20 protein-coding genes are annotated in these 21,276 nt (G+C 63.1%); 16 read left to right on the top strand and 4 right to left on the bottom strand.

Annotation, left to right across the window (positions count from 1 at the left end):
* Window positions 1-4: 4 nt before the first annotated feature.
* Window positions 5-208, top strand: a complete 204-nt coding sequence (locus tag AC6HZP_RS07230) for a hypothetical protein (RefSeq protein WP_497526014.1) — start codon at window positions 5-7, stop codon at window positions 206-208.
* Window positions 209-360: 152 nt separating this feature from the next.
* Here AC6HZP_RS07230 and AC6HZP_RS07225 read toward each other — a convergent pair whose 3' ends face one another.
* Both AC6HZP_RS07225 and AC6HZP_RS07220 read right to left on the bottom strand, forming a co-directional pair.
* Window positions 361-1,587 carry a CmpA/NrtA family ABC transporter substrate-binding protein gene (locus tag AC6HZP_RS07225; protein ID WP_497526013.1) on the bottom strand — a complete coding sequence of 409 codons (1,227 nt, stop codon included), beginning with the start codon at window positions 1,585-1,587 and terminating at the stop codon, window positions 361-363.
* On the bottom strand, window positions 1,584-2,183 hold the full coding sequence (locus tag AC6HZP_RS07220) for an ANTAR domain-containing response regulator (RefSeq protein WP_201402962.1): 600 nt from the start codon (window positions 2,181-2,183) through the stop codon (window positions 1,584-1,586). The genes AC6HZP_RS07225 and AC6HZP_RS07220 overlap by 4 nt, the downstream gene beginning before the upstream one ends.
* Before the next feature lie 401 nt (window positions 2,184-2,584).
* Here AC6HZP_RS07220 and AC6HZP_RS07215 point away from each other — a divergent pair, with 401 nt between their 5' ends.
* The 6 genes from AC6HZP_RS07215 to AC6HZP_RS07190 all read left to right on the top strand — a co-directional run bounded on the left by AC6HZP_RS07215 (window position 2,585) and on the right by AC6HZP_RS07190 (window position 8,962).
* Window positions 2,585-3,994 carry an LLM class flavin-dependent oxidoreductase gene (locus AC6HZP_RS07215; protein ID WP_497526012.1) on the top strand — a complete coding sequence of 470 codons (1,410 nt, stop codon included), beginning with the start codon at window positions 2,585-2,587 and terminating at the stop codon, window positions 3,992-3,994.
* Between the two features lie 91 nt (window positions 3,995-4,085).
* Window positions 4,086-5,111 (top strand): methionine ABC transporter ATP-binding protein, encoded by a 1,026-nt coding sequence (locus tag AC6HZP_RS07210; RefSeq protein ID WP_497526011.1) that lies wholly within the window; start codon window positions 4,086-4,088, stop codon window positions 5,109-5,111.
* Complete coding sequence (locus tag AC6HZP_RS07205) at window positions 5,101-5,760, top strand: methionine ABC transporter permease (RefSeq protein WP_497526010.1); 660 nt, start codon at window positions 5,101-5,103, stop codon at window positions 5,758-5,760. Before AC6HZP_RS07210 ends, AC6HZP_RS07205 begins: the two co-directional genes overlap by 11 nt.
* Before the next feature lie 32 nt (window positions 5,761-5,792).
* Complete coding sequence (locus AC6HZP_RS07200; RefSeq protein WP_497526009.1) at window positions 5,793-6,605, top strand: MetQ/NlpA family ABC transporter substrate-binding protein; 813 nt, start codon at window positions 5,793-5,795, stop codon at window positions 6,603-6,605.
* A gap of 50 nt (window positions 6,606-6,655) precedes the next feature.
* Window positions 6,656-7,903, top strand: a complete 1,248-nt coding sequence (locus AC6HZP_RS07195; protein WP_497526008.1) for an SfnB family sulfur acquisition oxidoreductase — start codon at window positions 6,656-6,658, stop codon at window positions 7,901-7,903.
* A gap of 312 nt (window positions 7,904-8,215) precedes the next feature.
* Window positions 8,216-8,962 carry a GntR family transcriptional regulator gene (locus AC6HZP_RS07190; RefSeq protein WP_497526007.1) on the top strand — a complete coding sequence of 249 codons (747 nt, stop codon included), beginning with the start codon at window positions 8,216-8,218 and terminating at the stop codon, window positions 8,960-8,962.
* Between the two features lie 176 nt (window positions 8,963-9,138).
* Here the strand turns inward: AC6HZP_RS07190 and AC6HZP_RS07185 are convergent, their stop codons facing one another.
* Window positions 9,139-9,798: an aspartate/glutamate racemase family protein gene (locus AC6HZP_RS07185; protein WP_497526006.1), complete on the bottom strand. Its 660-nt coding sequence runs from the start codon at window positions 9,796-9,798 to the stop codon at window positions 9,139-9,141.
* A gap of 716 nt (window positions 9,799-10,514) precedes the next feature.
* On the opposite strand from AC6HZP_RS07185, the gene AC6HZP_RS07180 reads away from it, so the two are divergent.
* From AC6HZP_RS07180 to AC6HZP_RS07165, 4 genes are read left to right on the top strand one after another with little or no spacing between them, the layout of a single operon-like run.
* A complete protein-coding gene (locus tag AC6HZP_RS07180) occupies window positions 10,515-11,384 on the top strand; it encodes a substrate-binding periplasmic protein (protein ID WP_497526005.1) in 870 nt (289 codons plus the stop codon).
* 9 nt (window positions 11,385-11,393) lie between these two features.
* A complete protein-coding gene (locus tag AC6HZP_RS07175) occupies window positions 11,394-12,068 on the top strand; it encodes an amino acid ABC transporter permease (RefSeq protein ID WP_497526004.1) in 675 nt (224 codons plus the stop codon).
* Window positions 12,065-12,718, top strand: a complete 654-nt coding sequence (locus AC6HZP_RS07170; RefSeq protein ID WP_497526003.1) for an amino acid ABC transporter permease — start codon at window positions 12,065-12,067, stop codon at window positions 12,716-12,718. The genes AC6HZP_RS07175 and AC6HZP_RS07170 overlap by 4 nt, the downstream gene beginning before the upstream one ends.
* A gap of 20 nt (window positions 12,719-12,738) precedes the next feature.
* Window positions 12,739-13,536 (top strand): amino acid ABC transporter ATP-binding protein, encoded by a 798-nt coding sequence (locus AC6HZP_RS07165; protein ID WP_497526002.1) that lies wholly within the window; start codon window positions 12,739-12,741, stop codon window positions 13,534-13,536.
* Between the two features lie 83 nt (window positions 13,537-13,619).
* Here AC6HZP_RS07165 and AC6HZP_RS07160 read toward each other — a convergent pair whose 3' ends face one another.
* Window positions 13,620-14,321 (bottom strand): FadR/GntR family transcriptional regulator, encoded by a 702-nt coding sequence (locus tag AC6HZP_RS07160; protein WP_497526001.1) that lies wholly within the window; start codon window positions 14,319-14,321, stop codon window positions 13,620-13,622.
* 557 nt (window positions 14,322-14,878) lie between these two features.
* Between AC6HZP_RS07160 and AC6HZP_RS07155 the strand changes: the two genes are divergently transcribed.
* The 5 genes from AC6HZP_RS07155 to AC6HZP_RS07135 all read left to right on the top strand — a co-directional run bounded on the left by AC6HZP_RS07155 (window position 14,879) and on the right by AC6HZP_RS07135 (window position 21,265).
* Complete coding sequence (locus AC6HZP_RS07155) at window positions 14,879-16,249, top strand: alpha-L-fucosidase (RefSeq protein WP_497526000.1); 1,371 nt, start codon at window positions 14,879-14,881, stop codon at window positions 16,247-16,249.
* Between the two features lie 104 nt (window positions 16,250-16,353).
* Window positions 16,354-17,628 carry an ABC transporter substrate-binding protein gene (locus AC6HZP_RS07150; protein WP_497525999.1) on the top strand — a complete coding sequence of 425 codons (1,275 nt, stop codon included), beginning with the start codon at window positions 16,354-16,356 and terminating at the stop codon, window positions 17,626-17,628.
* A gap of 86 nt (window positions 17,629-17,714) precedes the next feature.
* The gene (locus AC6HZP_RS07145; protein ID WP_497525998.1) at window positions 17,715-18,539 is read left to right on the top strand and encodes a carbohydrate ABC transporter permease; all 825 of its coding nucleotides are present in this window, start codon (window positions 17,715-17,717) and stop codon (window positions 18,537-18,539) included.
* Window positions 18,536-19,366 carry a carbohydrate ABC transporter permease gene (locus tag AC6HZP_RS07140; RefSeq protein ID WP_497525997.1) on the top strand — a complete coding sequence of 277 codons (831 nt, stop codon included), beginning with the start codon at window positions 18,536-18,538 and terminating at the stop codon, window positions 19,364-19,366. Before AC6HZP_RS07145 ends, AC6HZP_RS07140 begins: the two co-directional genes overlap by 4 nt.
* Before the next feature lie 261 nt (window positions 19,367-19,627).
* The gene (locus AC6HZP_RS07135) at window positions 19,628-21,265 is read left to right on the top strand and encodes an IclR family transcriptional regulator domain-containing protein (protein WP_497525996.1); all 1,638 of its coding nucleotides are present in this window, start codon (window positions 19,628-19,630) and stop codon (window positions 21,263-21,265) included.
* Window positions 21,266-21,276 lie beyond the last annotated feature (11 nt).

The following is a 21,276-nucleotide window of genomic DNA, read 5'->3' as shown; positions in this document are numbered from 1 at the left end:
CGGCGTGGCGGCCGCGCTGCGACTGAAAAACAAAAAGCCGCCGGACAGATCGACGGCGCTCCCCGAGCGGGGATCGCAGCTTGACCTGTACGGCGGCTTTGCCTGGATGCGCCCGTCGTTGGACGCCAATTCGGTGGCCCTACACTGGGCCTGGAACTATTCCAGCATGAACCGTGCCAACTTCATGCCGGGCGGAATTGTTCCATGAAATCAAGGCCCGCGCCGGATCGAGGCGCTTTCGGCGGCGCCATTCGACGCGCACAGATCCGGCAGCCCTTCGCATCGCATTGCACAATTCATATGCAATGCATCAAGCTGCCCGCTTTTGTATCGGCCAATTTCGAAACGCGGCGCCCGCCGTCAGGAACGGCCGATCTGGCCCGCGATATAAGCCTCGAGCTGGCCTGGATCGAACACGCCGCCGTCAAAGAACCCGTCCGGGCCGAGCACCAGGCTGGCGCCCGCCGAGCCGACCGGCGTCGCCTCGGTCAGGGCCCCTTCGACCTTGGCGTTCGCCCCCGGCAACGCCACGCCAAGCAGTTTTAACGCGGAGCGGTAGAGATCGGGCCTATAGGTCTCGCTGGCGATGGCCGCGTTCTGGTCGGAAGCCGGGATCTGGCCCCAGCGTACCATCTGCGAATAGAACCAGAGCGCATGGCTCTTCCACGGAAAGGTCGCCCCCTTGGCATGGGGCACGAGGAAATCGGGCACCAGCACGCTGTTGCCGGAGCCTGTCGGGATATCGCCCGTGAGTGCCGGCAGCAGCCACTCGGCCGGCCGATCGACATAGTCGGGCTCCGCCATCAGCGCCGCCAGCTCAGTGCGGTTTCCGGGATTGCCGCACCATTCCGCCGCGCCATAGAGCGCCCTGAGCAGTGCGTCGAGCGCGTGCGGGTTTTCCGCCGCCCAGCCGGCGGCGACGCCAAGCACCTTTTCCGGGCTCAGGCGCCAGATCTTCGCCTTGACGGTGGCGATGTGACCGACGCCCGAGGCGACGGCGATCGAGTTCCAGGGCTCGCCGGCGCAGTAGCCGTCGATATGGCCGGCGCCCAGCGCATCCGCCATCAGCGGCGGCGGCAGGATGACGATCTCGACATCCTGCTCGGGATCGATGCCGCAGGCGGCGAGCCAATAGCGGAGCTCGTAGCCATGGCCGGAATGCGGATGCACGACGCCGAACCGCGTGACCGGATCGCCGGCCTTTGCCCGCTCGCGCAGCACCGCGCGCAGCGCCCTGCCCGCGAGCGCCGGATCGAGATCCGGCTTCGCGCCGGCATCCTCCATCCGCCGCCAGAGCGCGTTCGAGACCGTAACGGCATTGCCCCCGAGGCCGAGCGCCATCGGCACATGCGTCGGGACGGCGAGCGGGGTCAGCCCCAGATTGCAGGCGATCGGCATCGGCGCCAGCATATGCGCCACGTCGAAATGGCCGACAGCCATGCGGTCGCGCATATTCGCCCAGGAAATCTCGCGCACCAGGCGGAGCTCGATCCCCTCGGCCTCGGCAAACCCCTTTTCGCGGGCGACCACGAGCAGCGCGCTGTCGAGCAGCGGCATGATGCCGGCGGTGATGACGTGGTCGCTCAAAGGTCGCCCCCGAGCAGGCCCGCCGCCGTCACGAGACTTTGGGCGATATCGCCGATCTTGCGGTTCTGGTTCATCGCGGTCTTGCGCAGCAGCGCATAGGCCTCCGCCTCGGAAAGCCCGCGCGATTTCATCAAAATCCCCTTGGCGCGCTCGATGACCTTGCGTCCCTCGAGCTCGGAGCGGGCTTCCTCCAGCTCCCGCTCCATGCGCGAGAAGGCGCGGAATCGGCTGACGGCCATGTCGAGGATCGGCTTGACCCGTTCCCGCCGCAGCCCGTCGACGACATAGGCCGAGACGCCGGCGGCGACCGCCGCCTCGATCGAGGCGGTGTCGGAGCGGTCGACGAACATGGCGATCGGCCGCTTCACGGCCCGCGACAGCTGGAACATGTGCTCCAGCATGTCGCGATTGGGATTCTCCAGATCGATGATGATGACATCCGGCTCGATCTCGCCGATGCGCCGCGCGATGTCGGTGACGTCGTGGATGATGGTCACCCGGTCATAGCCGGCATCGCGCAGCCCCGCCTCGATGACGGAGACGCGAACACGGTTGTCGTCGATCACAAGGATCCGGAGCGTCGAGGCGGCATTCATGGCGCCCATCATGCCCGGCAATGGCCGCCACGCAATGCGGAATCGCCCGCTCCCCTCACAGACGATTGCGCTTGAAGTTGCCGGGCGTCGAGGTCGCCAACGCAATGCGAGCCCTTGCCCCCCGGGCAGCAAGGGCTCGGTCCGGCCGGCTGGCTCACTATCCTTCAGCCACTGGAGCCGGGACGCCTGCCGCCAGGACTGCGCAGGACCTCAAGTCCATCATTTGAAGTAAACATTGCATGGCCCCGCGCAGAACGCATCCAAATCCACGTATTCCCGTTCGATTTGGCGCCTATGCTTCGAAAAATCTTCCAACTATTAGCCGATAATAACTATAGATTATCTATCTTTAAGAAGGGGCGCCGCTAGGCTTGCTGTCATCAGTCCTCGTTGGAACCCGCATGCCCCGCCAGATTCGCTTTAATGCCTTCGATATGAACTGCGTCGGCCATCAGTCGCCCGGCCTGTGGAAGCATCCGCGTGACAGATCCTGGAAGTACAAGGATCTCGATTACTGGCAGGATTTGGCGCGCACGCTGGAGCGCGGCGTCTTCGACGGCATCTTTATCGCTGACGTCATTGGCTATTACGACGTCTACAAAGGGTCGAACTATCACGCCATCGAGCAGGCCGCGCAGATCCCGGTCAATGATCCCCTGCAATTGGCCGCGCCGATCGCGCTCGCGACCGAACATCTGGGCATCGGCATCACAGCATCGACCTCGTTCGAGCATCCCTACACTTTCGCCCGACGCCTCTCGACGGCCGATCACCACACCAAGGGGCGCGTCGGCTGGAACATCGTCACCTCCTATCTCGAAAGCGGCGCGAAGAACGTCGGCCAGGCGGGGCTGCAAAATCATGACAACCGCTACGAGATAGCGGCCGAATATGTCGAGGTGCTCTACAAGCTTTTCGAGGGAAGCTGGGAGGAAGACGCCGTCCTGCGCGACCCGACGCGTGGCATCTTTACGGATCCGAGCAAGGTTCATGAGATCGGCCACAAGGGCAAGTTCTTCAACGTGCCGGGCTACCACCTCTCCGAACCGTCGCCCCAGCGGACGCCGGTTCTGTATCAGGCAGGCGCTTCCGGTCCCGGCAAGGCGTTTGCTGCCGCGCACGCGGAATGCGTCTTCGTGGGCGCGCCGACCAAGCCTCTTCTCAAGGCGTATGTATCCGAGATCAGACAACGGGCGGCCGCCGCCGGCCGCGATCCTCGCAAGGTTCTGATCTACAATCTGACTACCCTGATCATCGATGAGACGGACGAGAAAGCGCAGAAGCGGTTCGAGGAATACCAGAACTACGTTTCCTACGACGGTTCGCTGGTTTTCATGTCCGGGTGGAGCGGCATCGACTTCGGTCAATATGCCCCGACGGACGCCCTGAAGAAGGTCGAGACCAACGCGATCGTTTCGATGGTCGAGCACTTCGCAGGGAACGAACAGACCTGGACCGTCGATGAACTGGCCAAATGGGGCGGGATCGGCGGCGTCGGTCCGGTCTTTGTCGGCTCCCCGAGCACCATCGCCGACATCCTGCAGGAATGGGCGGAAGAGACGGACGTCGACGGCTTCAACCTCGCCTATGCCGTGACGCCGGAGAGTTTCGAGCAGGCCGTCGACTTGCTGGTTCCCGAACTCCAGAAGCGCGGCGTCTATCCGACGGCCTACAAGCCGGGAACCCTTCGCGAGAAGCTTTTTGGCGATGGGCCGTATCTTCCCAAGAACCATCCAGCTGACGCCTACCGGGACATCGAGGCTGTAAAGCGCCGCGAAAGCCTCATCGAAGCAGCGATTGCAGAGGCCTGATGTCCGCTCCTCTTGAACTTTGCGAGGTGCCGTTGCAAGCGCCGCCTGGGTACGACGCTGCCGGTGTTCGCGGCGTGAGCGTCGCCCGGCCATGATCCGACTCGTCAACATTGCGCGCGATTTCTCCACGCGTGTCGGGATCACTCGCGCCCTTCACGGGATCAATCTGGAAGTTCCGGCGGGGCAGATCTTCGGCATCATTGGCGCCTCTGGCGCCGGCAAGTCGACTTTGGTTCGCACCATCAACCTTCTGGAGCGACCGACCGAAGGCGACGTGTTTCTCGGCGACGAGCGGATTACTTCCGCACGGGGAGAAGAGCTAAGGCGCCTGCGGCGACGCATCGGCATGGTGTTCCAGCACTTCAATCTCCTGAACTCCCGCACGGTCGCCGGAAACATCGCCTATCCGTTAGAACTCGCGGGCCGCCTCCGCCGCCGCGAAATCGATACGAAGGTTTCGGGGCTGCTCGCGCGCGTCGGGCTCGTCGAGCATGCCGACAAATATCCAAGGCAACTCTCCGGCGGCCAGCGGCAGCGTGTCGGCATTGCCCGGGCGCTGGCCAACGATCCCGAAGTGCTGCTGTGCGATGAAGCAACCAGCGCCCTCGATCCCGTCACGACGCGATCGGTGCTTTCGCTTCTTCGCGAGATCAATCGCGATCTCGGCGTGACGATCGTGCTCATCACGCATGAAATGGAAGTCATTCGCCAGACATGCGATCGCGTGGCGGTGCTCGACCACGGCCGTGTCGTCGAAACCGGGCCGACCCTCGACGTCTTCCTGCATCCGAAACATCCGGCAACGCTGAAGCTGGTGCGCGAAGCCGAGCATCTCGATCCCGTCGTGGATCTGGACGCGGGGGATGCGGGGCGCCTCTACCGGCTGACCTTGACGGGCGAGACCGCACACAAGCCGGTACTCAGCCTCGCGGCGCGCGAAACGGGCGTGGATTTCGAAATCGTTGAAGGCCGCGTCGGCCATGTCCGTGAAGTTCGGTACGCCAAGTTCGTCGTGCGTTTTTTTGGCGGGGACGAGAATGGCGCGGTCAAGGTGCTCCGCCATGCCGGCGTCCACGTCGAACGGGTGACGCCGGAGGAAATCGCCGATGTCGTTTGACGCGATCTATTGGAGCGACATCTTTCGCGCGCTCGGCCAGACGCTGGCCATGCTCGCGGGATCGCTTGTTTTCACCGTCTTGATCGGCCTTCCCCTCGGCATCCTCCTGTTTCTCACGGGCCGGCGCCAGGCGCTGGAACAGCCGGTGGCCTATGGCGGGATATCGTTTGTCCTCAACATCATTCGCTCCGTCCCCTTCATCATACTGCTGATCGTCCTGATGCCGGTGACCGTGATCGTCACCGGCACCTCGCTCGGCGTGCGTGGCGTCATCTTTCCCCTGGTGGTCGGGACGGCGCCCTTCTTCGCGAGGCTCGTGGAGACGGCTCTGCGCGAGGTCGATAAGGGCATCATCGAGGCCAGTGAATCGATGGGCGCCACGACGGCCCAGACGATTTTCCGTGCCGTGCTTCCCGAGGCCTATCCGAGCCTGGCCGCCGCCATCACGCTCACAGCGGTGGTCCTGATCGACTACACCGCCATGGCCGGCGCCATCGGTGGCGGCGGTCTCGGCGATCTCGCCATCCGCTTTGGCTACCAGCGCTTCAAGACGGAAATCATGCTGGTCTGCGTCACGATCCTGATCGTGCTCGTCCAGCTCATTCAAATGACGGGCGACCGCGTCGTCCGGCGCTTTTCCCGCAGTTGAACCGATCAATCAAACCCCGAAGGAGAATGAGCATGAAAAGCGTACGATCCATTCTTGCCGCAGCTGCCCTGGCACTCAGCACCTTCACGGGCGCCCATGCGGGTGAAAAACTCACCGTGGGGGCGACGGCCATTCCCCATGCGGAGATCCTCGAGTTCGTGAAGCCAATTGTCGCCAAGCAAGGTATCGATCTCGATATTCGCGTCTTCACGGACTACATCCAGCCGAACGCGCAGCTCGTCTCGGGCGAGCTTGACGCGAACTACTATCAGTACCGACCGTTCCTGAATGACTACAACCGCGAACGCGGCACCAATCTTGTACCGATCGTGCCGGTCCACATTGAGCCTTTCGTCGCCTACTCCACGAAGATCACCTCCGTTGATCAGCTCGCCGACGGCGCGACGGTCGCCATTCCGAACGACCCGGTGAACGGCGGTCGCGGCCTGCTGCTCCTGCAGCAGCTCGGCCTCATCAAGGTGAGCGGCAAGGCCGTCCTGACGGCTCCCGACGACAAGCTGCCGACGATCAAGGATATTACCGAGAATCCGAAAGATCTTAAGATCGTTGAACTTGAATCGGCGATCCTGCCCCGCGCATTGAGCGAAGTGGATCTTGCGGCGCTCAATGGCAACTATGTTTTCGAGGCCAAGCTCGACCTCTCCAAGTCCCTGCTAATCGATCGCGGCCAGGACGGCTTCAACGTGTGGAGCGAGTATCTCGTGACGCGTCCCGAAAACAAGGACGACAAGGCTATTGGAATTCTCGCCAAGGCCCTCAACAGCGACGAGACGCGCCAGTTCATCGCGGATCACTACAAGGGGCAGATCATCGCTGCCTTCTGATCGCACCGCGCAATTTCGAAACTGGACGCCAGCCGGAAGGAGCACGTTGGATGAGTGAAATTGCATCAGCAAAACCCAAGCCGGGAATCGACGGCTGGCTTCCAGAAATACCGGCGGCCCCCGCCCATGTGATCGGCAATGACGAGGAAGCGATCTCCGTTGCCCAGTCGCTGGTTTCCACCTTCGCCGCGGAAGCGGCGGAGCGGGACAGGGAGCGCCGGCTCCCCTTCGCCGAGGTCGACATCTTCTCGCAGAGCGGCCTTTGGGGCATCACCGTGCCGAAGGCGTATGGCGGCGCCGGGGTTTCCTTCGCGACCCTTGGCCGAGTCTTCGCCATCCTGGCCTCTGGCGACGCGTCGGTGGCGCAGATCGCGCAGAACAGCTTCGAGATCCTGGACGTGATCCGGCAAACGGGCTCCGAGGAACAGAAGCGGGAGCTTTTCGGCCTGGTCCTGAAGGGCTATCGGCTCGGCAACGCGTTCTCCGAGTTCAAGGGCAAGAACGTCGAGGCCTTCGAGACCCGGCTCACCCGGGATGGCGAAGGCTTCAGGGTCTCTGGCGAAAAGTTCTATTCCACCGGCGCGCTCTTTGCGCATCTTGTGCCGATCGTCGCCCTCGATGACGACGGCCACGTCGTGGTCGCCGTCGCGGATCGAGCTTCGCCGGGACTGGAGGTCATCAACGACTGGTCGGCGTTCGGGCAGCGCACCACGGCGTCGGGAACGGTGGTGCTGAAGAACGTCTACATTCCGGCCGCTCGCGTTCTGCCAGCCCATCTGGTCTACGAGAACCCGAGCGCCGTCGGCCCGCAGAGCCAGCTTATTCATTCGGCCATCGATATCGGCATAGCGGACGCGGCGATCCGCGAGACCATAGAATTCGTCAAGACCAAGTCTCGTCCATGGATCGACAGCGGCGAGGAAACCGCATCGGCCGACCTCTACACGATCGCGGCGATCGGCGACCTCAAGATCCGGCTGCATGCCGCGGAAGCGCTGTTGGAGCGGGCCGGCCGCGTCTTGGACAGAACGATCGTTGAAAATAGCGATGCAGCGATCGCGGAAGCCAAGATCGCGAACGCCGAAGCCAAGGTTATGTCGACTGAGGTGGCCCTCAGCGCCTCCAACAAGCTCTTCGAACTCGCCGGGACCCGCTCGACCCTCGGCCACTACAATCTGGACCGGCTGTGGCGAGATGCCCGGACGCACACGTTGCACGATCCCGTCCGCTGGAAATTCCATGCCGTGGGGAATTATTACCTCAACGGCGTGCGACCGCCCCAGCATTCGTGGATTTAGGCGAACTTTCTACGAGTGAAGGACGCCGTTGGCGCCGCCGAAGGATCATCTGATGTTCCGTCCAGCGGGCCCGCGTTCAAGGCACGCTTCAATCTGAAGCTTTAGCCTCGAGGCAGAAAGGACGGCGAGAACTGCCTCCCGCCGTCCTCATCGCATCCGCGAGGATGTGCGTGACGGCATATGAGTCCGCATGCCACGTGCGGATTGCATCGGGCATTGTGAGCGTGTAGCGCTTGATATGAGCAAGGATATAATGCGGCGTTTGCCTCATGGGCGGACGAGCCGAGAAGGCCTGACGGGCTAAACTTGGGGATGATGGATTTGGTCGCCGACAAGAATGCAGAAAAGGCCATCCCGGCGACCGTGAAGAAGGCGCGCGCACCCAAGAAGGCTGACAAGGCTTCGCTGACCGACAAGGTCTATAATCTCCTGCGCGCGGAGATCCTGACCTGCGCGCTGGAGCCCGGCCGCGAATTGTCGGAAGCCGAACTGGCGCAGCGCTTCGACGTCAGCAAGACGCCCGTCCGCGAGGCCTTGGCGACGCTGCGCTCCGAAGGATTTGTGCGCACCTTTCCGCGTCGCGGCTATCAGGTCGTGCCGATCACTTTCGGCGACCTGAACAAGCTGTTCGACCTGCGCAAGATCCTGGAAGCCGGCGCCGCCGAGCTCGCCTGCGCCCGCATCACCGATGCCGAACTCGACCATCTGCAGAAGCTGGCGGACGTCGTCTATGAGCGCGGCGAGCAGCCGAGCCTGCAGCGCTTCATCAAGGCCAATCGCGACTTCCACTCGGCCATCGCCAAGGCATCCGGCAATGAACGGCTGCAACTGATGATCACGCGGCAGATCGACGAACTGGAGCGCTTCTTCTACCTCGGCGCGCGCCTGCGCGACGTCAACAACGAAACGATCAGCGATCACCAGGCGATCGTCGAAGTGCTGCGCTCACGCGATCCGGTCGCGGCGCGCGAGATCATGATCAAGCACAACGAGATCACCCGCGAGGGCCTGTTCAGGGCCCTCACGAGCTCGCCCGGCTTCGCCCAGATCAGCCTCTAGGCCCCTTTCCTTCCCGCCATAGCTCGCCGGTCGAGCGGCAGCCGTGTCCTCCCGCCCGACTGCATACCCCAAACTCCGCCATCATCCTGAGGTGCCCGGCAATGCCGGGCCTCGAAAGAGGGTCCAGGGAACGCAGCCGCTCCGGCCCGCCGCGAGCGCTACGACCAAAACGAACCTCACACCGCCTGCTTGTAGCCGAGGGAGAGCGTGCTCATGGCGCGCATGACGGCGGCCTGGGTCGGATCGACGACCGGAAGGCCGAGCCGATCCTCGATCTCGCTCCGATAGCCGCCCATGCTGGCGCAGCCGAGGATCAGGACGTCGGCACCATCGCGGTCGCGCAGTTCCATGCCCACCTCGACGATGCGGTCGACGACGCCGCTGCCCTGCATCTCGGTAACGCCGATGTCGAGCGGACGGTCGCCGGCTAGCCGGTCCATGTAGCCGAGGCTGCGGACCGCGCGCATGTGGCGGGCGATCGAACCCTGCTTGATGGCGATGATGCCGAAGCGGCGACCGAGCCCCGTCGCCAGATGGAACCCCGATTCCGCAATGCCCAGAACCGGCCGCTTCAGGTTCTCGCGAGCGAGCGCCAGGCCAGGATCGGAGAAGCAGCCGATGACATAGGCGTCGGCCGGGTTCGCCTCGAAATAGCGCGTGATCGGCAAAACGACGCTCTCGACATGCTCCTGCGTCTCGATGCCCGGAGGGCCTACCCGCAGCGTCGCGCAGACGATCTCGGGACCGCCCGGCGTGCGCAGGATGTCCAGCGCCGCATCCATCGACTGCGTGACGTCGACCGAGCTGTTGGGATTGAGAACGAGAATGCGCGTCATGGGGAATGGACCATCGTCAGTTGCGGTAGGGAGCGATCGGCAGGCGCCTCGGAGATCCGGGCTTTTCACGGGCGTTTCGGCAGTCCGGGAAGGAGCACGGGGTATCGTCGAGGGTGACGCCAGCGAGCACGGTATGACCTCATCGAGCGGACGCGAACGCCACACGATACATCACAAGAATTTCTTATGAAATATCACAAGGCATGAATTATTCAAGGGGCGACGGTGCCCCAGGATCAGCCCGCCTGACATCGTGGAGCGCTCCTATGCCGAGCGGACCGAGCGACGCGGCTCGTCAGCCGCAACCGGCGCCGGCCGACGGGCACCTTCCCGAAGCAACCTTGCGGCCAACACGGCGACCTTGCCGCGGTCATGGCGGCCGTTATGCCCGCCGTGGAAGAGGCCGCAGGCCGTCTCGCTCGCGTCTTCGGCGCCGATGCGACGCCCCGCGTCGCTTTCTGACATCGTCCAACTTCTGCCCGCCCCATAGGCATCCCGCGAGGCATTTTGCTGACAAATTCAGCAATGAATACCGATATTTGGCCTCATGATATATTTCACAATATTTTCATTGTATTTCATGCTCGGTTGGCTCTAGCTGGACAGGTCCACCGACTTGGGAAGCGTCATTCAGAAGGCGCCCCACAGGAATGGCGAGCCCGCGCTGAAGGGACGGGACCCGCAGCGAGGCGTCCGGAACACCAGAGAGGATCACGATGAAGACCTGTTCGAAATCCACCATCGCAGGCCTCGCCATGGCGGCCTGCCTCGTCGTTGCCGCGGTGCCGGCATCAGCCGACAGCATCGACCTGTCGAGCATGAAGGTCAGCCTCGACGCGCCAAAGCCCTGGCCGCTCAAGAACCTGATCGAGCCGGGCAAGATGGTGATCGCCACCAGCGGGCAGACCGAGAAGGAATCCTTCATCGGCGACAATGGCGAGCTTCAGGGTGCACTCATCGACCTCTGGACCAAGATGGCGGACGATCTCGGCCTCAAGCCCGAATTCGCCAAGGTCGAGTGGCCCGGCGTCATTCCGGGTCTCGTGGCGAACCGCTTCGACCTCGGCTGCGAAGGCGCGCTCTGGACGAATGCGCGCCTGTCCTCGCAGGACTTCTTCCTGACCCGTCCCATCCAGGTTCAGGTCAACGTCGCGATGGTGCGCAAGGATTCGGGCATCCAGTCCTATGTCGACATGGCCGGCAAGAAGCTCGGCGGCGTGAAGGGCGAAGTCGAACTCCAGAGCCTCTTGACCAAGCTCAACGCCTCCCCGGACGGCGTCCTTTCGCTGCCGGGCATCAGCGAAGCCCGTCTGGCGCTGCTCAACAAGCAGATGGACGTGTACGGCACCGGCCTGCACATCGCTGCCGCCGCCATGGAAGGTCCCGATGGCGACAAGTTCACGATCCTGCCCGAGCCTACCTCGGTCGGCGTCGCCAGCTTCTGCGTCAATCACCGCGAGGCCGATCTGCTCAACGCCGTCAATTTCCTGATCGCCCGATATCGCGCCGACGGCACGATGAAGGCCATCAACGAGAAATGGGGCGTGCCGGATACGTCCGATCTGCTGAGCAAGCTAGCCTACTGATCGGAAAGAGTGATCGCCTTGGACCTTTCAGTCTGGTTGCACCGTGGTCCCTACATTCTGGAAGGTTTCTGGCTGACGCTTGCGTTGATCGTGTCGGTACTCGCCATCAGCGCGCCCCTGGCGCTGGTGGCGGGTCTCGCCCTCACGGCGAAAAACCGGTGGCTGCGGCTCGCCGTCGCCTGCCTCAGCTGGCTGGCGAGAGGCGTGCCGCCCCTGATCATCCTTTTCGGCGCCTATTACATCCTGCCGATCGCCTTCGACTGGCGGCTCGATCCGCTGCCGGCCGCGATCTTCGGCTTTACCCTCTACAACACCTTCATCTGCGCGGAGATCGTCGCCGCCGGCCTGCGCGCGGTGCCGCGCGGCCAGCACGAGGCCATCGCCGCGATGGGCATTCCGCCGTTTCGGGCCCTGCGCCGTATCATCCTGCCGCAGGCCATGACCGTCATCGTGCCACCCTACATCTCCAATGCGACCGACATCGTGAAGAGCACTGCGCTTGCAGGTTCCATCGGCGTGATGGAACTCGTCACCCGGGCCAATCAGGCGATCGTGGCGACCAACCGCCCCTTCGAGATCCTGATCGGCGTCGCCGTCATCTACGGCCTGATCGACGCGGTTCTGATCGCCATTCAGACGTGGTGCGAAAGGCACTGGGGCCAAGCCCGGAGGCGCGCGGCATGAATTTCGACACCGCTATCCTGCTCGACAACATCGATCCCCTGATCCAGGGCGTCGAGACGACGATCTGGCTGTTCCTGGCGATCATGGCGCTCTGCACGCCGCTGGCGCTCCTGGTGGCGCTGGCGCGCCTCTCCCGCAACAGGCTGCTGCGAACGACGGGCGCGACCTATGTCAACGTCATCCGTTCGCTGCCGCTGCTGGTCATCCTCTTCTTCACCTTCTACGGCCTGCCGGCGCTCGGCGTCTTCGTTCCGCCGTTCGTGGCGGCGATGATCGGCCTGACCCTCGTCACCACCGCCTATCTGTCGGAAGATTTTCGCGGCGCGCTGATGGCGGTGCCCCGGGGGCAGTATGAGGCGGCCGAGGCACTGGGCCTGTCGCCCTGGCGTTTCACCCGCCGGATCCTCGTACCGCAATCGCTGCCAGTGCTCTGCGCGCCCTATTTTACCCGCGCCATCGTGACGATGAAGGCCACCTCGATCGCCTCGATCGTCGCGGTCAACGAACTCACCGCCGAAAGCATGGCCAAGATCACCGAGACCTACAGGTCGGTGGAGTTCCTCGCCTTTGCCGCCGTCGCCTATCTCGCCCTGAGCTCGCTGCTTGCCCTGCTTCAGGCCTGGGTTCAGCGCCGCGTGAGCCTTCCTTGAGCACGACAAGAGACATGCTGATGGATTCCATCGACCCCAACGCTTCCGCCAACCGCAGCCGTTTCATGCTCGAGATCGTCAATCTGCGTAAATCCTGGGGCGAGCAGATGGTCCTGAAAGGGATCGACTTGAGGGTCGAGCCCGGACAGGTGGTCTCCCTCATCGGCGCCTCGGGCTCCGGCAAGTCGACGCTTTTGCGCTGCGTCAACTATCTCGAGACACCGGATGCCGGCAGCGCCATCCGCATCAATGGCGAGCAGATCGGCAGCGACGATCCGGCCCGCGTGTCGGCGCGGCTGCTGCGCCAGCAGCGCGCCCAGATCGGCATGGTGTTCCAGCATTTCAATCTGTTCCCCAACATGACGGCGCTCGGGAATGTCTGCGAGGCCCCGCTCGCCCACCGTCGCGGCTCGAAGGCCGAGATCCGCGACATGGCGATGGCCCTGCTCGAACGCGTCGGCCTCGCCGAACGCGCCGGCCACTATCCCAGCCAGCTTTCCGGCGGCCAGCAGCAGCGCGTGGCGATCGCGCGCGCACTCGCCATGAAGCCGAAACTGATGCTGTTCGACGAGGTCACCTCGGCGCTCGACCCGGAGTTGGTCGACGAAGTCCTGAAGGTCATGCGCGAGCTCGGCAAGGACGGCATGACCATGCTGGTCGTCACCCACGAGATGGCTTTCGCCGAGGATGTCGGCGACCGCGTGATCTTCATGGCCGATGGGAGGATTCTCGAGGACGGAACCCCGCGCGACGTCCTGCGCAACCCGCAGCAGGAGCGCACGCGCAGCTTCCTCTCCCGCGCCATGCGCAATCGCTGAGCGCGCGACAGGAGGGGCGCGGCGCCGCGTGGTTCAATCGGCACCTACGCCATTCCCCCTCCCCGCGAGCGCGCGTGGAAGGTCTAGTCGGCGGCGGAGCCCTTGATGAAGGCACTGAGCACGGCGTCGAGGTGCTGCTTCATCGCCCGCCCGGCGGCGGCGGTATCCGCAGCCTCGATCGCCGCGTAGATGGCCTCGTGCTCCGTGGCCGTATCGCGCGGGCGATCCGGTCCGACCAGAAGCCTTTCGAAGCGCTCGAACAGGGGCTTGGTTCGATACTCCCACAGCTTGTCGACCACGACCTGATAGGCCGGATTGCCGCTGGCGCGAGCGATCTCCAGATGGAACTCGCGGTCGCCTTCGCGGTAATTTTCCACCGTCGCCGAAGAGGCGGAGGCCTGGAGCGCCATCGCGGCTCGCATGGCATCGAGGTTCTCTTTGCGGTGATTGGCCGCCGCCAGCTCCGCGATCCGCGGCTCGATGACACGACGCGCTTCGAGGATCTGGATTGGACCGATGTCCAGGTCACTGGATTGTCGAACCGATCGCTGTTTCCCGGCCAGCACTTCGACGCCATGCCCCTGACGCACGTCGACGCGCCCGGTGACCTCCAGGGCAATCAGGGCCTCGCGGACCGAGGTGCGGCTGACGCCAAGTTGTTCGGCGAGCTCGCGTTCGGACGGAAGAAATGTTCCGACCGGAAACAGGCCCTGGTCGATCCGCGTCTCGAGAAGCTCGGCGATCCGACGATAGAGGCGGGTCGTCTCAAGTTGAGGCAGGCGCATATGGGCGATATCCTCACCCCTAGGAGGATTACTCATTTATCTCAATGCCTTAGATGCGCTGTTCGTTCACCTTGTCTGAAGCTAGTCGCGCGACCTGTCGTTGTCCAGCAAGGCAAACGCAGCTTACCCGGTTTCATCATTGACGAGTATGCCTCAATAGGACTAATGATCAAGTGGCTGGACCTGTTGGCCAGCTTGAAGCGACTGACGGCTGACTTACTTTTCTTTCGAAACGTTAGGTCCCTCGATGCACATCGCCCCAGCTGCGCCCACTCTCCCCTACGCGAAAACCGTGATCCTGGTCTTCTTTAGAGAATAGACCGCTCACACATCGCGCCGCGCATCATTTCTTAGATCCGTTCGCTTCTCGCGCAACGGAACGAACAACTGCGCCATGCTGAACCACCGATATTGGTCAGTAATTCTTACCAACTCTACAAACGAGATCTAATCCGACCCTATCCATAACCTTGACAGGCAAGATCAAGGGGACAATGATCAAATTGCTGGTTGGACCATTAGACCAACAAACCAGAACTAGGGAGCACTCACCTAAGATGTCTACCGCAGCAGCACTCGATGCAGATCCCAAGGCGTGGTTCGTCCACGACCGCTTCGGCGTCTTCCTGCATTGGGGTATCTACTCGCATTCAGGCAAGGAGGCCTCCTGGGGTCTCCAGCGAGGTCTCAATACTTGCGCTGACTACGACCGCTATCAGTCGGTCTTCGAAGGCGATCTCTACGATCCGTATGAGTGGGCGCGGCTCCTGCGCCAGGCCGGCATTCGCTACGCGATCCTGGCCACCAAGCATCATGACGGCTTCTCGCTCTGGGATACTGCCTATTCCGATTACAAGATCACGAATTCGCCGGCAGGCCGCGACGTCATCGCGCCCTATGTCGATGCGCTGCGGAAAGAAGGGATCAAGGTAGGGCTCTATTATTCGCTGATCGACTGGCACCACGAGCAATTCCCGATCGACAGCGTCCATCCGCTGTGTCGAACCCGCGAAGACCCCAAGACCCCGATGGCGCCGCGCCCCCTCGCCGAAATCGAGGAAATGAACAAGACGCGCGACATGACGGTCTACGCCGAGTTCATGCGCAACCAGGTGCGCGAGCTCCTGACGAACTACGGCAAGATCGACCTGATGTGGTTCGACTACTCTTACGAAATCCCGGTGCCTGGCCAGGTGATCCACGAGCGTTGGATGGGCAAGGGAGCCAAGGACTGGGAAAGCGAGAAGCTCCACGCGCTGGCCCGGGAGCTGCAGCCCGACATGGTGATCAACAATCGCCTCGGACTTCCCAAGGAAAGCGGGATCCTGCCGGACTTCGATACTCCGGAGCAGTTCATTCCGCAGTCGCGCAAGAAGATGAGCGCCCAGACCATTCCGCAGGAAACCTGCATCGTCTTCTCCGACCAGTGGGCCTATTCGTCGACGGCACGGGCCTTCAACCACGAGAAGGAAGCGGCCCAGATCGTCCAGACCCTGATCCACCTGGTCTCGGTCGGGTCGAACATGCTGTACGGCATCGGCCCGACCGCCCGCGGGCGCTTCAACGACCGGGCGCTGGCGGAGCTCGACGTCTATGCGAAGTGGATGGATCTGCATAGCCGAAGCATCTACGGCTGCGGCCCCTCGCAGTTCGATCCCCCGACGGATGCGCGGCTGACGCAGAACGGCAACCGCCTCTATGTCCACCTCTTTGCCTGGCCATTCCGCCACGTGCACCTCCCCGGCCTCGAGGGGAAGATCCGCCACGCGCAGTTCCTCCACGACGGCAGCGACATCAAGATCGCGGATTTCGGCTGGAACTACCTCAACATCGAGAAATTCCGCGACGACGGCATGGTCACGCTCGAGCTTCCGCATGAGAGGCCCGATGCAGTCGTTCCGGTGATCGAGATCTTCCTGAAGGACTGATCAAGCACGACGGCCGGGTCGCGAAAGCGCGACCCGGCTGGCTGGGCCATCCAACAACTGGCCCAGCACAAATTGGATGTGTCGGTTCAACATGGGAGGAGACCATGAACCTTCGACGTCGCACTATCCTGCAGCACGGCGCCGCGATGCTTGCGCTTGCCGCGGCTACGCTCTCATCCGCACCGGCGATGGCAGCCCCCGTTACGCTCCGCTTCTGGGATCTTCAGTGGGGCAATGCCTCCTACCAGGTCGTCGCCCAGCAATTGGTCGATCGGTTCAACAACGAGCATCCCGACATCCAGGTGGAGCTCACGATCGTACCGTGGACGAACTGGTTCGAGACTTTCGTGACGGCCGTCGCCTCGGGCTCCGCTCCCGACGTGTCGACGGGGGCAAGCTTCCAGCCCAATTACTTCCACTCCCAGGATGCCATCCTTCCCATCGATGATCTCATCGAGGCAATGCGGAAGGACGGCAGCCTGGCCGACATCCCGGAGGCCAATCTCGAGACCTATCATGTCGACGGGCACTACATCGCCCTGCCCTGGGCCGTCGACTTCGCGGGCTGGTACTATCGCAAGGACATTCTCGAGAAGTTCAACATCCAGCCTCCGACGTCGTGGCAGGAATTGCGCGAGGCGGCGAAAGCCGTCACCGGCGATGGCGTCTACGGCATCATGTCCTCGGGCGATCACGACAAAATCCTGATCACGCTCCTGCAGAACAATGACGGCGGCTTCTTCGACGAGGACGGCAAGCCCGATCTGCTGAGCGAGCGAAACCGGGAGACCGTGGAATTTCTCGCGGCGCTGCAGGCAGACGGCTCCGTCGACCGGGCTTCGGTGGGTTACGACGGCAACCACGCGATCCAGGCCTTCATCAGCGGAAAGGCGGCCTTCTACCTTTCGGGGCCGTCGCTGCTGGCCAACGCCGATGCCGAGACGCAGGCAAAGATCGGCATCCTGCCGCCGCTAGCGGGGCCGCATGGCGACAAGGGCACGGCCGCATGGAACGCCGGCATCATGGCCTACAGCCAGACGCAGCACCCGAGGGAGGCGATGACCTTCATCCGCTGGTGGTCGGAGAACGAAACCCCGCTATGGACCAAGGCGGGTGGCGGCATGCTGCCGGTCCGGGCCTCGATCCGCAAGGATCCGTTCTTCACCGAGAGCCCGATCACCACGATGTATGCCGACCAGTATCTGCCCGTGGCGAAGCCGATCTACAACAAGGCCAAGCAGTCGTTCCCCGAACTGAACGCGGTGGAAGGCGACGGCTTCATCGCCAAGACCGTGCAGCAGATCTGGCAGGGCAAGCCGGTCGATCAGTTGCTCCCGGCTGCGCAGCAGCGCCTCGAAGCCATCGTCAACGGCCAGTAATGTCGATCGCTGTGCGCAGTGACAGGACCAGGCGCCCACGCGCCCGGTCCAGGTATGAAACCTGGATCGGCGAAGGATGGCCCTATGTGCTTCCGACGCTGATCCTTCTGGTGGTCGTGGTCGCCTTCCCTCTCGTCTCCGCCATGTATCTGAGCATGACGAAAGGCTCGCTGATGAAGACGAGCGGCTTCGTCGGCTGGGCGAACTACGTCAGCCTCTTCTCCAACCGGGAGTTTCTGAGCGCCCTGAGATTTACGGCGATCTTTGCCGTTACCAGCATCGCCGGCTGCTATGTGTTCGGTCTCGGCATCGCGCTCTTGCTGCAGAAAACCCTGCCGGCCCGTGGTCTGTTGCGCGTGCTGTTCCTGATGCCGTGGGTCATCCCCTCGGTGGTCGCGGTGGCGGGCTGGCGGCAGGTGATCGGCAGCGAGGACGCCCTCGCGAACCTGTTCCTGCGCGCCATCGGGCAGAACACGGTCTACTTCCTGAGCGACGACACCTGGGCCGTCATCTCCGTCATCGTGATCAAGATCTGGCGCAGCATACCGTTCGTCATGCTGTCGCTGCTGGCGGGACTTCAGGCGATCGACCGGTCGCTCTACGAAGCCGCGGCGATCGACGGCGCCAATCGATTGCAGACGTTTTTCAACGTCACGCTGCCTCAGCTGAAGACGGTCTCGATCGTTCTCAGCCTGATGATGGCGATCTGGTCGGTGAATGATTTCGAGACGGTGTGGCTGCTGACGCAGGGCGGGCCCGGCTACGCGACCCAGAACCTCGTCGTGCTCTCCTACCTCTACACGTTCAAGCGCTCCAATGTCGGCCTTGGCACCGCCATCGCCATCATGACCCTGGTCGTCCTGATGGTCCTCATCGTCATGAGCCTCCGCCAGCAGAGGCAGCCCAAATGAACCGCATGACGTGGTATTCCCGACTATCCCTGAGCGGCGTGGCCTGGGCCGCCGTCGCCCTCATGAACATTCCGGTGATGCTGGTAATCCTGGGGTCGTTCCAGACGACCTCGAACATGTCCAGCACCGCCGGGGTTATTCCGACATCGCTGACCCTGGCCAATTACGAGACGGTGCTCGCGAGAACGCCTTTCTTCACCTATCTCGCGAACAGCCTGACGATAGCCCTCGGCACGACCGTGCTGTCCGCCGTGCTGGCGTTGCTGGCAGGCTATGCGATGTCGCGCTATCGCAGCCCGCTGCTGACCGTCTTCTCGTACAGCCTGTTCGTCGTACAGATGTTTCCGGTCGTGCTGGTTCTCATCCCGGTCTTCCCGATCTTCAGGGAGCTCGGCACGATCAACACGCCGATACCGGTCATCATCCTCTGCACCGTCTTCAACCTGCCCTTCGTCACCTGGATGTCGCGATCTTATTTCGACAGCATACCGACGGAGATCGAGGAGGCGGCGCGGATCGACGGATGCTCGCAATTGGGGGCGCTATGGCGGATCGTCATCCCCCTCTCGGGTCCCGGCGTCGCGGTGATCTCCGTCTTCTCGTTCCTCGCGGCATTCAACGAGTTCTTCATTGCGAGCGTGTTTCTGAGGACCGCGAACTCGCTGACGGTTCCCGTCGGAATACAGATGTTCGTGCAGCAATACACGACCGACTGGGGAAACCTGATGGCGGGTTGCGTCCTGATGATGCTGCCGACGCTGATCCTGTTCTTCTTCGCCCAGAGATACATCGTCCACGGCGCGGTCACGGGCGGCGTCAAAGGTTGATCGGCGGGCCGGCAGACTTCCGACGCGAACCTGCCGCCCGTCACAGAGGCCACGCGCGCCACGATCGGCTCTGCGACTCGATCGAGTTCGCAGAGCCGAGCATTTCCCTTACGCCCAAACACAACAGAGGATGCGTGGATGGATCGTCCGCCCACATCGTGAGAAGCGCTGTCAACTCCAGGCTTTGAGATTGCATATTTCGCAGCCTATCCTGTCGGGATCGACTACGGGACCGCATGATCCGGGAAGGATTCGACAGTCTTGGAAAAGACCATTCCTGGCACGGCTTTGCTGCGAAAGCTCTTTGTCGTGCTCGACATCGTGGGGCAAAGCCCGGGGGATGTCACGGTTGCCGGCCTCAGCAGCCAGACCGGTTGGCCGCGCGCCACTCTGTATCGCATTTTGAGCGCGGCCACGGCGCATGGCTTCCTCAGGCTTGATCCCAGGAGCAACACCTACACGCTGGGATTCCGCTTCATCGAGCTGGCCCAGAACGTCTGGTCGTCCGGAGATCTGGTGACGACGGCCTCGCTGGAGTTGCGGCGATTGCGCGACATCACCGGCGAAACAACGCATCTCGGCGTGCTCCAGGGCGACCAGATGCTGGCCCTGGGCAAGTTCGAGGGCCCACATCCACATAAGGACGCCGCGCGGCTTGGCATCCGGAAACCGCTTCATTCCACCAGCCAGGGCAAGGCGGTGCTGGCCTTCCTGCCAGAGCACGACGTCGAGGCGCTCATCGCCCGAATGAATTTTCGCTCGAGCACGAAACATTCGATCACGGATCCGGACCTCCTGCGCTCGCAATTGCGGATCATTCGTCAGCGCGGCTACGCGATCGACGACGAGGAGGCGGCCATCGGGACGCGTTGCGTGGGCGCGCCGATACTCGATAGTGCCGGCCGTCCCGTGGCCGCCATCAGCCTTGCCGGGCCAACCTATCGCGTAACGAACGAGCGGGTGGAGCGGCTCGGGCCGGAAGTGGCGCAGGTGGCGCACGATATCGCCCAGCTCCTGCGCAGTCCGGTTCCGACGCCGGCCCATCCGGCCGACTGGCCTGCGGCCCATCCGGGTCATCGGGATCCCGCATTGCATGGCGTGTCGCCGAGTTGGGACGCCGGGCGACAGTGCCTGCACTGGGCGGACAGGTTTGCGCCCCGCCTGCATTCGAGCGAAGCGACGACGCGCGCGCATGGCTTCACGTCGGAAGTCGCCATCGATGCGGTAGGACACACAAGTCGGTATGCGGTCGCCTTTGCCAAGGGCTCGCTTCTGCTGGTGGACGAAAACGGATTGGCGCATGAGCGCCGGTTCGAACCATTGAAGAACCTGACCTGTCTGGCGGTCCGCGCGGATGGAACGCCGTTCGGCGCGATTTATTGCGAATATGAAGCCAGAACCAAGATCGGCACGATGGCCGCCAGCGGCGAGATCGTCGAAAGCTGGAGCCTCGCAGCCCATGTCGAGCATATGGTCTGGTCTCCGGACGGCGGCACGCTCTACGCCTCCGTGCCGCAGCGCGGCCTGATCTATTCGCTGACGCAGGCCTCGCCCAATCCTCGCATTCTGGCTCGGATATCGAAGGCATCGGGCGAACCGCACGGACTGGCCGTGGACGCGGATGGGCGCTTGTGGGTGGCGTTGTACGATGGCTGGAGCATTGCCCGGCTGACCCATGTCGGCGAGATCGACCACGTCATCGCCCTGCCCGTGCCGCGGCCCACCGGGCTGGCCTTTTCCGATGGCTCCGACGGCACCCTGCATGTGACGACGGCCCGCATGGATCTGGCGCGCGAGGTTCTGGAGAACGCGCCCTTGTCGGGCCGGTTGCTGACCGTCAAGGCGCCGGTGCGGGGAACCGCGCCGCCGCCGATGAACTATGCTCCGGGCGATGGCTAGTTCAGTATTGC

This window comes from Kaistia sp. SLG-1 (assembly GCF_059699055.1).
Note: the sequence above shows the minus strand (reverse complement) of the source record. Positions and strands in the feature narration are given on the sequence as shown.